The organism is Aureisphaera galaxeae, assembly GCF_028561275.1.
Classification (GTDB): domain Bacteria; phylum Bacteroidota; class Bacteroidia; order Flavobacteriales; family Flavobacteriaceae; genus Aureisphaera; species Aureisphaera galaxeae.
Genome location: NZ_JAQQTF010000004.1, coordinates 741,764 through 754,733 on the forward strand (window position 1 = coordinate 741,764; position 12,970 = coordinate 754,733).

The following is a 12,970-nucleotide window of genomic DNA, read 5'->3' on the forward strand; positions in this document are numbered from 1 at the left end:
TTACCCCACTAAATCGTTGATGATCTGGGCCAATTCAAAATCATTATCCGTAACACCTCCAGCATCATGGGTAGATAAGGATATTTGAAGTTTGTTGTACACATTCGACCAATCGGGATGATGATTCAATCGCTCAGCTTCAAAAGCGATGCGGGTCATGGCAGAGAATGCCTCTTTAAAATTATCGAATTCGAAAGTAGTATGTAGGGCATTGTCTTCGTATAACCATCCCTCTATTTCCTGAAGCTTGGAACGGATCTGTAATTCTGTCAAAAGTTTCATAAGCTAGCTTTAAAGGTGTCTATTTCGTCACGTAGTGTGCTATCTTCAATGACTTCACTTATCTGAATCTGATAGTTCTTCGGAAGCTTATTTTTCTTCGGAAGTAAAGCCAGGTAGCGTTCGTCATTGCTCTGAAAAACACTCTTAAAGATAGGTTTTTTATCGCTTATCTTTTCAGCAATCTCTTGGAAGAGGTCATCATGGTGAATAACATCGTTGCTGGTTAAATGAAAAATTCCGTATAAACCTTTATTGATGATATAATGCACCTGTTGGGCTACCTTGTCCGCTGTGATTGCGCTTACAATGAGGTTGGGGTATACTTCAAAACTGGCCGAATGCTTTATGGCTTGCTTCAATTGAAAAATCCTCGGTGCATTTACACCCAGTACAATGGGCAGTCGCAAGATGCTGTATTGTTCTTCGGGTAATTCTTGCACAATTTTTTCTAAAGCAATTTTAAAGAGCCCGTACTTACTTTCGGCTCTTGGCTTGTCATTTTCGTAGGAAGGGAATTTCCCCAAACCATCGAACACATTTACCGAAGAGAGCAACAATAATTTGGCATGTGTCCCAAAGCAATAGGAGACCAATAGACGATGAGCCTCCAATTGTGCTTCAAAATCCCCACGTAGTGCAGAAATAATGATATTGGGCTGCAGGGTAGCGAGAATGGCGTCCAATCCGCCATCTTCTACCGAATAGTGATAGAATACCTGATTGTCCTTAAAATTACCCTCCTGACTGGCATACGTACCATAAACGTCATAGTAGGAGAGGAGTTCTTTGTAAAGGACGTTCCCAATAAAACCGCTTGCTCCCAACAGTAATATTCTATTGCTTTTTTGTGTAGGGTTTATGCTCATAGGTAGGTTTAAAAAATAGATAATTGGGTTGCTGTTGTAAACTTTTCCAATGCCTGCATGCCCAAGTGGGAATTGCCTTTTTCATTCAGTCCGGGAGACCAGGTAGCAATGGTAAATTGATTAGGTAGCAAAGCAATGATTCCACCGCCAACACCACTTTTTCCGGGTAGACCCACCTCGAAAGCAAACTCACCAGCTTCATCATAAAAGCCACAGGTTAACATGAGTGCATTTATACGCTTTACCTGACTTTCGTTTAAAAAAGCATGATCACGCATACACTTCCCGCGATTCGCCAAAAAGTAAAAGGCATTAGAAAGCTGTTCACAATTCATTTCCAAAGAACACTGATGAAAATAAAAGTCTAAAACCGTTTCTACATCATTGTTGAGATTGCCAAAGGATTTCAGCAAATTGGCGGCTGCATAATTTCTAAAACCCGTACTCTTTTCAGACAGTGCTACTTTCGTGTTGAACTGAATAGAGAAATCGTTAGTGAGATTTCTCACGTAGTCTAAAAAGTCTTCCTTGGGGTTATCTAATTGTGAAACCAAGATATCTGCTATGACCAACGCCCCTGCATTGATCAATGGATTTCTTGGAATTCCGTTTTCTAGTTCCAACAGGGATAAATGATTGAAAGGATTGCCAGAAGGCTCCACATCAACACGTTTCCATATAGAATCACCCACAAGGGAAAAGGCTTGCGCAAGTGATAGTACTTTAGAAATACTCTGTATGGAAAAAGGTTTATTCCAAGCTCCAATCTTGTGCGATTCACCGGAAATGCAATTCAAGTAAATCCCAAAATTCTTTTCATCAACTCCTGCCAGTTCTGGTATGTAAGTCGCAACGCTTCCTCGGTCGGCGCTTGCATCCAATTGAGAATGGATTGTACTTATGATGGAGTTGAAATCGGGCATGCTATCCCTTATAAAATGGGAGTTTTACAATCGTTGCAGGGACGGCATTTTTACGAATCTGAATGTGGATTTGCGTTCCTACATCCTTCATAATCGTTGGCACATAACCCAAACCAATACCTTTTCCTAAAGAAGGTGCCATGGTTCCACTGGTTACGTTACCAATTACTTTTCCTTGTCCGTCCACAATATCATACCCTTGTCTAGGGATTCCGCGATCGTTCAGTTCAAAGGCGATCAATCGTCTTTCGGGGCCGCGTTCTTTTTCTTTTTGAAGGTTTTCTGAATTGACAAATTCCTTAGTGAATTTGGTAATCCATCCCAATCCAGCTTCAATTGGAGAAGTGGTGTCGTCTATGTCATTTCCGTAGAGGCAGTACCCCATTTCCAATCGCAATGTGTCCCTCGCTGCCAATCCAATAGGCTTAATACCCCAATCGGCTCCTGCTTCCAACACTTTATTCCAGATCTGCTCTACTTCACTGTTCTTACAGTAGATTTCGAAACCACCGCTTCCAGTATATCCCGTAGCACTGATGATAACATGTTCAATTCCAGCGAAATCGGCTACCTTGAAAGTGTAAAACTTAATGGCGCTCAAATCCACACTGGTAAGGGATTGCATGGCTTCAGCTGCCTTCGGACCTTGGATGGCCAAAAGCGAATAATCTTCGGATAGGTTACGCATTTCTGCACCCATAGTGTTATGGGAACTAATCCAATTCCAATCTTTATCAATATTGGAAGCATTTACAACCAATAACCACTTTTCTTCCTCCAAACGATACACGATAAGATCGTCTACAATTCCGTTGTTTTCATTGGGAAGGCAACTGTACTGTGCTTGCCCGTCAACCAACTTCGAAGCATCATTGCTAGTCACTTTCTGAATAAGAGCCAAGGCATTAGGTCCCGTAATTAGGAATTCACCCATATGGGATACATCGAAGACACCCACGCCTTTACGAACGGTTTCGTGTTCTACGTTTACCCCTTCATAAGAAACGGGCATGTTATAACCGGCAAAAGGGACCATCTTGGCACCCAAAGCCTCATGAACGGCAGATAAAGCAGTATTTTTCATAGGTCTGTAGTTGTAATTGGATTGCAAATTTAGAGATTCTCACAAAGCTACCGTAGGATTTGTTTGATTGTTTTCAACAAGTTGGTAACTTGCGCAAAATCCTTTTTCATGAACGTTTTTTCCGCAGAGCAATTGTACGAAGCCGATAAAGTCACTACCGAACGACAAGGTATTACTTCTACCGACTTAATGGAACGTGCTGCTACACAGATTTTTAATTGGCTACACACCCGTATGCAAGGGGCTCAGGTACCCATTCATATATTTTGTGGAATTGGAAACAATGGAGGGGATGGACTTGCCTTGGGACGATTGCTTATTCAAAGCGGATACAATGTCAACGTATACATCGCCAATTTTACCGATAAGCGATCCAAGTGCTTTTTAATCAACTACGGAAGGATTAAAGATGTAACTAAGAAATGGCCCATACTTATGAAAGGAGAAGAAGATTTCCCGGAAATACATCCCGATGATATCATCGTAGATGCCCTTTTCGGAATCGGATTGAACCGTGCTCCCGAAGGTTGGGTGAAATCCCTCATACAATATCTAAATGCTGAAAAAGCGTTTAAACTGGCCATAGATATCCCAAGCGGATTAAGTGCCAATGGACCTGTATTGGATCCTGATGCTGTCCTTAACGCCAATCATACCCTTACTTTTCAAACCCCTAAGTTGGCTTTCTTTTTACCGGATACCGGGAAGTATGTGCCTTATTTTGAAGCTTTGGATATTGGTTTGGATCAAGAATACCAGATGATGACCCGGCCATTGGCCCGTGTCGTGGTAAAACCCATAGCACAGACCTTTTACAAACAACGTCCTAAGTATGCCCATAAGGGTGACTTTGGACATTCTTTTTTGGTAGGAGGTTCACGTGGAAAAATAGGAGCAATGGCATTGGCGACAAAGGCTTCTTTGCGATCGGGGAGTGGTTTGGCCACGACTTTTGTGCCTGCCTGCGGACATGATATTTTAATTGGCCTTGTTCCTGAAGCCATGGTTGTATGCGATGAGAATGAAACTACCATCACCCAAACCGAATGGGATACATCTAATTATACGATAGGAGTCGGACCTGGAATGGGCCAAGAAAAAGAGACACTCAAAGCTTTTGAGGCGTTACTTTCTAATGCAGAAACACCTATGGTGATCGATGCAGACGCCATTAACTTATTGGCCGCAAATCCCAAATTGATTGAGGAAGTGCCCAAGGGCTCCATTTTTACACCACATCCTGGAGAATTGAAGCGTCTTGTTGGTGAATGGGATCACGATATCGGGAAGCTGGAAAAGGCCAAAGAGTTTTCAAAAGCCCACGAAGTTATCATTGTGGTAAAAGGAGCTAATACCGTAACGGTATTTGGAGATGACCTCTACATAAATAGTACTGGAAACCCTGGAATGGCTACCGCAGGTAGTGGAGATGTATTAACAGGGATCATTACAGGGCTATTGGCCCAAGGATATGAGCCTTTGGTTGCCGCTATGTTTGGGGTGTATTTGCATGGTAGTGCTGGAAATTTGGCTACGCAAGAACTAGGTTTTGAAGCCCTTTTGGCAGGTGATATTGTTGACACCATTGGAGCGGCTTTCCTAGAGTTGTTCCGTCAGGAACCAGCACCGGAAGCCCCACCCGAAGAGGCGTAATAAAAAGCATAAAAAAACCGCCATATTTCCTTCGACAAGTTCAGGATGACTGGCGGTTTTTCTATGCTATATTGTTGCTTTTAGATCATCTCATCAAGCATTGTTCTAAGCTCTGGATTAGAAGGTCTAGGAGCATTAGGGCTAATGATATTTCCATCAGGATCGATAAGAATGAAACGTGGAATTCCCTTAATGTAGTAGTCCTTTACGAATTTAGACTCCCAGTTGTTATCCGCAAACAACTGAACACCGCCTAATTCTTTGTCGGTAACCATAGCTATCCATTTGTCGTGATCTTTGGGTCGGTCTATAGAAACACTAACAAACTCAATGTTCTTGTCATGGTAATCCGCCTCTACTTGCTTTAAGTGAGGGATTTCCGCCTTACAAGGCCCACACCAAGTAGCCCAAACATCTATGTATACATATTTCCCCTTTAACTCTTCTAGGCTAGTAGTTCCCCCAGCGTGGTTCTCGTAGTTTGAGAAGGTTGGGGAAGGAGAACCTTTGGGTAAATTGGTTCTAAGTGCAATAAGGTCTCCTAAGTATCCTTTGTAGCTTTTAACGGTACCTTCTATTCCTTTCTTGGCATCGTTCACCACCATGGTATCCAAAGTAGTTTGCTTGTCCAAGTAAGCATTCAACTCATCAGCAACACTGGTCAGTTTTGCATCCAGTCCAGCAGCATCCATCTCATCAATGTCAAAATCCAATAATTTCTCTTTCATTCTGGCTTCTTCGGCCAAGTAGTTATTGTTGTCGGCACCTTCACCTGTGTAAGCAATGGTTTCATCAAATTGCTCGGTGTCTAAGGTCATGTGTAGATCGTACCCATTTTTTAAATACAGTCCTGTATATTCACCACCATCGTAAAAGGTGTAAAAATCGGTATCCACCTTTAAGGTATCGCTAAATGTACCATCCTCGTTTACAGGAATAACTCTTTTAAATCCTTTTTTCGATAAAACAATAGAGTCACTGTTCTTGTTTGTTATCTTACCGGAAAAGGTTACATAGTCTTTTTTTACTTCCGTTTGGCAGCCTATAAGTAGGAGTCCAGCAAACAGAAAAAGCATTTTTTTCATACTTACGGTATTTGGTTTTTGCTAAAATAAAATAATATTCGGTCGATTACTGAAAAATCGATAAAACCTTAACAAGAAATTGGTATTTTTGTCGCAAACAACCTATGCCCATGCGCCCAATTCATTATGTGAGCAGCGAGATACTATCTTTAGGCTTAATCAAAGATATTATCGAAGAAAACAAGGCCATTGCCCTTTCCGATGAAGCTATTTTAAACATCAATAAATCACACGAATACCTTCAGGAAAAAATTAAGAATGACGATTCGCCCGTCTATGGTATCAATACTGGTTTCGGTTCTTTGTGTAATGTGAAGATTTCCTCCGAACACCTCTCTAAATTGCAGGAGAATTTGGTGATGTCGCACGCCTGTGGAACTGGAGATTTGGTTCCCAAGCCCATTGTAAAGTTGATGTTGCTTCTAAAAATTCAATCCCTGAGTTATGGTTTTAGTGGCATCCAGTTGCAAACCGTAGAGCGGCTTATCGATTTCTACAACAACGACGTTCTTCCCGTGGTGTATACCCAAGGAAGTTTAGGAGCTTCTGGAGATCTAGCTCCTTTGGCTCATATGTCCTTGCCGTTGTTAGGCAAAGGGGAAGTGCATACGGAAGATGGTTTCATGCCAGCATCTGAAATACTCGAGGAGCACGGCTGGCAACCCTTAGCATTGCAGGCCAAAGAAGGCCTTGCCTTGCTAAACGGAACACAATTCATGAGTGCCTATGGGGTACATTGCTTGTTGAAAGCACACAAGCTATCTTATTTGGCGGATCTTATTGGAGCCGTTTCTGTAGACGCTTTCGATTGTAATATGAGCCCTTTCAATGAACTGGTGCATATTGTGAGACCACACCGTGGGCAGATTAAAACAGCACAATTAATACTGGAGTTTTTGGAGGGAAGTGAAATTGGTGCTTCCGAAAACAAAAAGGTTCAGGATCCGTATTCCTTCCGTTGTATTCCTCAAGTACATGGAGCCACCAAGGATACCCTAACTTTTGTAACAAAGACTTTTAAAACCGAAATAAATAGCGTTACCGATAACCCAAACATCTTCCGAAATGAAGATCAGATCATTTCTGGAGGGAATTTCCATGGACAACCCTTAGCTTTAGGTTTGGACTATCTCGGAATCGCAATGGCCGAATTAGGAAATATCTCCGAAAGAAGGACTTTTCAGTTGGTTTCCGGAGCAAGGGAATTGCCACAGTTTTTGGTGAATAATCCGGGACTGAACAGTGGTTTTATGATTCCGCAATACACGGCAGCCAGCATTGTAAGCGCGAACAAGCAATTGGCAACACCCGCTTCGGTAGACAGTATTGTTTCTTCCAATGGGCAAGAAGATCATGTGAGTATGGGGGCAAATTCGGCTACCCAATGTCTTCGCATTATCGACAATGTGGAAACCATCTTAGCCATTGAGCTAATGAATGCCTCCCAAGCCATTGCTTTCAGAAAGCCCAAGAAATCCTCGGAATTCGTAGAGTCCTTTTTAGGGCATTATAGGGACGGGGTTCCTTTTGTAGATGAAGATCGCCTGTTGGCGGATGACATGCATGCTTCTATAGGATTTCTACAGAGTTTTTCCATAGAAAATGATATTTTGTTCGATTAATCATTGATTTTTCTATTTTTATAGAAACAACTCCAGTACAATGAAAACCTCATTACCCCGTATCATGACCTATGGTCTCGTACTCATAGGCTTATTTTCCGCATGTAAAACCCTGAACAACGACGTTACCCACGAACAGATGGTCGCCCAAAAGGCTTCGGCCGATGCCCGCAAACTGGTTACGGAATCCGATTTTAAAACCTGTAAAGAAGGACATCGGGAAAAGTTAGAAAATCAGGTGACCATGAAGAATAATCTGTGGGGTAAAACAAAGGTAAAACGGGGCAATGTAGAACTATGCATATTTAAAGAAGGTGAAAACTGTGGATGGGAATGGAAAATCGACAACTCTGCAAGTGGTGTAATAGGATACCCCGCTCTTGAAATTGGAAGAACGCCTTGGGGAGGCAAGAAACGAAAGAATAGTGGTGGATTCCCACTTTTGGTATCCGAAATTGATGCCTTAGATGTTTCCTATAATTTCGAAACCCATGTAAAGCACCGCAAATACAATCTTGCTTTCGATATTTGGTTAACGGATGTTTCCCAGGCCGATAATAAGAATATCACTACCGAAATCATGATTTGGGAAGATTATTTCGATTTCAGTTCCTATGGAAAAGTAATCGAAAGTATCCTTACTCCTTTTGGAAGGTATAAAGTATATAAAGGTTACTTAAAGAATGATAAATTCGCCCAGGATTGGGTATATATTGCCTTTGTTCGTGAAAGCCCACGCTCCGAAGGGAAGGTAGATGTAAAGCACTTCATGGATTATTTGTTAGAAAACGAACATGTTTCTCCTACCGATTATTTTGCCTCTTTAGAACTGGGTAATGAAATAGGCAATTCCAGCGGTATTACTTTGGTGAAAGAATTTGAATGGAAGCTTAAAAAGAAATCTTAGCTTTTGCTACATATACCTAAGAATTATAGCCCTTTCGTTTTTGATAAAATGAAAGGGCTATTTCTTTTCAATTGTATTTACTTAAGTTTAGATATTAGATAAATAAGACTGTGAAACAATTTTTATACCCATTGGAACAATAGTTAAACCCTCGGAATGGATATTCATATAGCTTTGTTGAAGATTTAATCCTTATGTACCACTAAAGACTGAAAATCATGAAAAGAGAAATTCTACTATTAATGACTTTTTGTATGTTTTCGGCTCTGGGAAAGAGCTTTACTTTGTAAATTTAATGGTTATACACATTTGCCGCAGTCGGCAATTTGTTATACTGAAGTCATATATGGGGCCCAAAATTTTTCCAAAGTTTGTTTTGTTTTTCTTAATGGTATGCCCTCTTCGTGGGTTGACCCAGACAGAACCCTTATTGCGTTTGGAAAAAGTAGAGGGCAATCTATCTAATGAAAATATTACCAGTATCGATCAAGACGATAAGGGCTTTATATGGTTAGGTACAGAAGATGGTCTTAACAGATACGATGGGCATCATTTCGATGCACTTAGGAGCGACCCGGAAAAGGAATCATGGTTGCCGGCCAACTATATATCTGATATCGCCATTTCCCATGACGGGAATTACTGGTTAGCAACATGGGGAGGTGGAATGAGCCGTTTTCGCCCCGATAGCTTGTCATTCGATAATTTCTTTAAGAATAAAGGTTTTGGCCCAAGGTATATTTTATCCTTGCAAAAGATGGATAATGGGAATTTAGGGTTAACCACGGACGAAGGGGTTTTTGTGTACGTAAGAGATAATGGAAATTTTATCAAAATTCCAGAAGGACAAAGAACCAGTAAAATTGCAGCTTTTGGTAACACCCTATGGTTGGCCAATAAAAATCGCCTTTTTAAGTACGATATGGAAAAAAGGCAGATTACGTTGCACTACGATGCAAAAGATAGAATTACGTTGTTGGTTCCACATGATAAAGGGGTCACCATTGGAATGGGGACAAAACTTAGGCATTTAGTTCATGGTAAACTAATAAAGGAAGAGGATACCAAAGTTGAAATGGAAGGCTTTGTGAAAAGGAGTGATGCTATCTATTTGCACTCCAGGAGCGAAATCTTTGAGCTCGAGCTTGATTATTTTGCTTTAAAGAAAGTGCCTCTAGATATAAAAGCTCCATTCAATAGCTTGAAGACCCTGTTTGTAGATCGTGATGGCTTATTGTGGGTAGGTACCTCGCATGGTGTTTTTAAAGAAAGACAACACACAGAGACATTTAATAAGGCTTTTCCACAGATACACGCTCGTAGAACCCTGAGATGGGAAAATAGAATCTATGCTGGTGGATTAAATGGACTCTTTGTACTGGATAGTATAGGGGTAAGACATCAAATCCTTAATGAACCCATACTTTCTTTAAAACGGTTCGATTCTATTTTATGGGCAGGTACTGGTAAAGGCGAGATTTTTAGGATTTATAATGATAATGTCATAAGCAGGACAAAATTGAACACCAACCTTAGGGTAATGGGGATTGAAAGGGACAAGAAGAACAGGATTTGGGTAGGCAGTTGGAACGGTGTGCATCTATTGGATGAAGACGGTACAGAATTAAGGTTTTTCAACTTGGATGCTTCCGTGCCGTCCAATGAAGCCAAGATTATACAAATGCTAAGGGATACAAAAGATCGACTTTGGGTGATTACAGCGGCATTTGGGGTGTATTGCATAAAGGACGTTTCCGAATTCCCTTTACAGTCATCACAGCTGCCGTCAATTAATTACAGGCATTTAAGGAAGGATTTGAATAGCATCACCTCTAACGTAATTACCACACTAACTGAAGATAAAAAAGGAACTATTTGGTTTGGAATGGATACGGGTATTGTTTCCTTCAACGAACAAGAAGAAAACTTTTCAAGGTTAAGAAATGGTGGCCATCTATTCGACAAAAAGATCATGGCACTGCGTTCGGATCTCGACAACCGGTTGTGGATTAGTACTATAGGTGATGGACTGTATGTGTACGATCAGGAAAACGGACAATTTTTCAATTATACAGTAGAAGATGGGCTCATTTCCAACTCTTTCCTATATTCTTCTGGCTACTATTTTGATAATGATCATATCCTATATTTTGGAACGGACAAAGGTATTCAAGCTATAGACATTAATCGCTTAGAATCCCCGTCGTTGAAGAAAGAAGTAGGCATTTCCAATATTTCCATTCAGCATAAGCAAGGGGAAGCTGATGTTTTGCCTTTTAATGCCCCCTATGCAAAGGACATTAAACTGAATTATACCGAGAACAATTTCTCCATTCGTTTTTCCAACTTGGATTACGAGCATAACAATAAGGTACGATATGCGTATGCCCTAGACAATGAGGATTGGGTAGTTGCAGATCACCAAACTGCTTATTTTACGCGTATTCCCTTTGGAAATCATGAGCTTAAAGTAAAGGATCTTTATCATTTAGGGGAAATTGGAGTGCCTGATAACGTGTTTCGGTTTCAAATGTATATTGCGCCACCATGGTACCTATCCTGGTGGGCATACGCAGGTTACGGAATAATGTTATTGTTGGTACTATTTTCAATATATGCGTTATTGTTGAGGCAGCGATTGGCGAAATCTGAAACACAAAGGACCAAGGAATTTGATCTAGTAAAATCCAAAATGTACGCCAACATATCCCATGAGTTTAGGACGCCGTTAACTATTATTAACGGGTTGACCGATGCTCTTTTAAAAGATAAGTCCTCCAACACCAAAGAGCACAAAAGGGTTTCTGGTATAAAAAAGAATAGTGATCAGTTGCTGCATTTGGTTAATCAGATGCTAGATCTTGTGTCGTTGGATGTACAACAAATGCAGGTACATTACAAGCACGGGGATCTTATAGGGTTTGTTGGCAAATGTATTTCGTTTTACAGGGCCTATACAGACTCCAAGCAGCAAGAACTGGTGTTCCTAACCCAGATGGAAAGCCTATTTATGGATATTGATGATGATAAACTGCAAAAAGTGGTTAACAACCTTTTGTCCAATGCCATAAAATTTACCCCTGCAGGAGGTAAAATAACGGTACATATTGGGTGCGATGAAGAATTAAAGCAGGTGGTTCTTACCCTATCGGATACAGGGAAAGGGATTTCAGAAGAGGATCTTCCTTATATATTCGATAGGTATTACAAGACATTCGACACGGAGAGTAACCTTGGCAACGGAATAGGTATGGCACTTACAAAAGAACTTGTTGAGCTCCTTGATGGAAGTATTTCGGTGGAAAGCAATATTCTTAAAGGAACAACTTTTAAGATTACACTTCCCATTCTTAAAAATGCTTCTTCGTCACATTCCTTAACGTTTAAATCACCTTATGTAGACGAGTTGGTTGCATCTCCAAAAACTCCGTTAAACCCCTTCAATGAAAAAAAGCATACTGTTTTATTGGTAGAGGATAATGAAGAATTATTGCAATACATGAAGGGGCTATTAATGCAAAAGTATAGGCTATATACTGCAAAAAATGGGAAAGAAGGACTTCGCATAGCTAAAAACAAAAAAGTAGACTTTATCATTAGTGATATCATGATGCCTGTGATGGATGGACATGAATTCTGCAAGCAGATTAAGAGCAAGGTAGAAACCTCCCACATTCCGTTTATTATGTTAACTGCGAAAACAGATACTCAAAGTAAGGTGGATGCCTATGAAATTGGTATTGATGCCTATTTGGAAAAACCGTTTAATAGTGATGAACTACTGGCTATAATTGACAGTATTTTTGTTAAGAATTCCCGCAGAATAAAACAATTCAGTTCTTTGCTCAATTTAAAAGGGGTAAATGATAATTATAAGGATATTAATCAGTTAGATATTGAATTCATTCAAAAAATTCAAGAATTGGTAGTAAATAATAGGGTTAAAGTTTCCACGGAATCTCTGGTGAACTCCTTAGGTACGAGCCGTACGCAACTACATAGGAAGGTTAAAGCCCTTACGGGGATGTCTATTATGCGGTATGTTAATCGAATTAGATTGGAAAGGGCCAAAGAGCTTTTGGAAAAATCACAACTTTCGGTAAGCGAAATTGCTTATGAGGTAGGATTTGAGGATACGTCTTATTTTTCCTCAAATTTCAAAAAGATGTATAAAGCAACCCCTTCGTCTTTTCGAAAATAAGCTCGATCATTGTAAAATTAACGCGCACAATTAACGCAGGTAATGGCTTGGGGCATTAATAGGATCCTGCCCAAAGGAATTTCATTCTTACAACGCACACAGATCCCGAAATCCGTATCATCTATCTTAGAAAGGGCTACCTGAAGGTTTTTCAACTTGAGCTCAGCCTTTTTCAGTGCAGCATCATTTACACTTTTATTGTTAATGGCGTCCATTCGCGATACACGTCCTATGGCATTTTCCGGAGCAATGGGTTTTGTCAATTCCCTATACTTAGCAACCAGTCCTTGCGTGCTTTCAATTTCTTCAAGAATTCGGGTTTTAATTTGTTCTTTTTCCGTCATAGG

At 40.5% G+C, this 12,970-nt stretch carries 10 protein-coding genes; 4 read left to right on the forward strand and 6 right to left on the reverse strand.

The genetic code is table 11. The features are described 5' to 3' along the window. The 4 genes from POV27_RS08650 to gcvT are packed head-to-tail and all read right to left on the reverse strand — an operon-like array spanning position 1 to position 3,155. A complete protein-coding gene (locus POV27_RS08650) occupies positions 1 to 282 on the reverse strand; it encodes a 4a-hydroxytetrahydrobiopterin dehydratase (protein WP_272862353.1) in 282 nt (93 codons plus the stop codon). After that, positions 279 to 1,148, reverse strand: a complete 870-nt coding sequence (locus POV27_RS08655; RefSeq protein ID WP_272862354.1) for a sugar nucleotide-binding protein — start codon at positions 1,146 to 1,148, stop codon at positions 279 to 281. Before POV27_RS08655 ends, POV27_RS08650 begins: the two co-directional genes overlap by 4 nt. A gap of 8 nt (positions 1,149 to 1,156) precedes the next feature. Continuing rightward, the gene (locus POV27_RS08660) at positions 1,157 to 2,071 is read right to left on the reverse strand and encodes a glutaminase (protein ID WP_272862355.1); all 915 of its coding nucleotides are present in this window, start codon (positions 2,069 to 2,071) and stop codon (positions 1,157 to 1,159) included. Position 2,072: 1 nt separating this feature from the next. Further along, positions 2,073 to 3,155: a glycine cleavage system aminomethyltransferase GcvT gene (gene gcvT, locus POV27_RS08665; protein WP_272862356.1), complete on the reverse strand. Its 1,083-nt coding sequence runs from the start codon at positions 3,153 to 3,155 to the stop codon at positions 2,073 to 2,075. Positions 3,156 to 3,263: 108 nt separating this feature from the next. Between gcvT and POV27_RS08670 the strand changes: the two genes are divergently transcribed. Beyond that, a complete protein-coding gene (locus tag POV27_RS08670) occupies positions 3,264 to 4,808 on the forward strand; it encodes an NAD(P)H-hydrate dehydratase (protein WP_272862357.1) in 1,545 nt (514 codons plus the stop codon). Positions 4,809 to 4,888: 80 nt separating this feature from the next. Here POV27_RS08670 and POV27_RS08675 read toward each other — a convergent pair whose 3' ends face one another. Beyond that, a complete protein-coding gene (locus tag POV27_RS08675) occupies positions 4,889 to 5,893 on the reverse strand; it encodes a TlpA family protein disulfide reductase (RefSeq protein ID WP_272862358.1) in 1,005 nt (334 codons plus the stop codon). Positions 5,894 to 6,003: 110 nt separating this feature from the next. Between POV27_RS08675 and hutH the strand changes: the two genes are divergently transcribed. From hutH to POV27_RS08690, 3 genes are all read left to right on the forward strand, one after another. Next, complete coding sequence (hutH, locus tag POV27_RS08680) at positions 6,004 to 7,515, forward strand: histidine ammonia-lyase (RefSeq protein WP_272862359.1); 1,512 nt, start codon at positions 6,004 to 6,006, stop codon at positions 7,513 to 7,515. Positions 7,516 to 7,555: 40 nt separating this feature from the next. Next, positions 7,556 to 8,422 (forward strand): GH12 family glycosyl hydrolase domain-containing protein, encoded by an 867-nt coding sequence (locus tag POV27_RS08685; RefSeq protein WP_272862360.1) that lies wholly within the window; start codon positions 7,556 to 7,558, stop codon positions 8,420 to 8,422. A 436-nt stretch (positions 8,423 to 8,858) separates the two neighbouring features. Next, positions 8,859 to 12,623: an ATP-binding protein gene (locus POV27_RS08690; protein WP_272862361.1), complete on the forward strand. Its 3,765-nt coding sequence runs from the start codon at positions 8,859 to 8,861 to the stop codon at positions 12,621 to 12,623. A 17-nt stretch (positions 12,624 to 12,640) separates the two neighbouring features. Here POV27_RS08690 and POV27_RS08695 read toward each other — a convergent pair whose 3' ends face one another. Beyond that, positions 12,641 to 12,967 carry a TraR/DksA family transcriptional regulator gene (locus POV27_RS08695; RefSeq protein ID WP_272862362.1) on the reverse strand — a complete coding sequence of 109 codons (327 nt, stop codon included), beginning with the start codon at positions 12,965 to 12,967 and terminating at the stop codon, positions 12,641 to 12,643. Between the last annotated feature and the right edge of the window lie 3 nt (positions 12,968 to 12,970).

Bases quoted from the DNA above. Each gene is read 5' to 3' on its own strand.
- POV27_RS08650 (WP_272862353.1), bottom strand. From the start codon at position 282: ATGAAACTTTTGACAGAATTACAGATCCGTTCCAAGCTTCAGGAAATA.
- POV27_RS08655 (WP_272862354.1), bottom strand. From the start codon at position 1,148: ATGAGCATAAACCCTACACAAAAAAGCAATAGAATATTACTGTTGGGA.
- POV27_RS08660 (WP_272862355.1), bottom strand. From the start codon at position 2,071: ATGCCCGATTTCAACTCCATCATAAGTACAATCCATTCTCAATTGGAT.
- gcvT (WP_272862356.1), bottom strand. From the start codon at position 3,155: ATGAAAAATACTGCTTTATCTGCCGTTCATGAGGCTTTGGGTGCCAAG.
- POV27_RS08670 (WP_272862357.1), top strand. From the start codon at position 3,264: ATGAACGTTTTTTCCGCAGAGCAATTGTACGAAGCCGATAAAGTCACT.
- POV27_RS08675 (WP_272862358.1), bottom strand. From the start codon at position 5,893: ATGAAAAAAATGCTTTTTCTGTTTGCTGGACTCCTACTTATAGGCTGC.
- hutH (WP_272862359.1), top strand. From the start codon at position 6,004: ATGCGCCCAATTCATTATGTGAGCAGCGAGATACTATCTTTAGGCTTA.
- POV27_RS08685 (WP_272862360.1), top strand. From the start codon at position 7,556: ATGAAAACCTCATTACCCCGTATCATGACCTATGGTCTCGTACTCATA.
- POV27_RS08695 (WP_272862362.1), bottom strand. From the start codon at position 12,967: ATGACGGAAAAAGAACAAATTAAAACCCGAATTCTTGAAGAAATTGAA.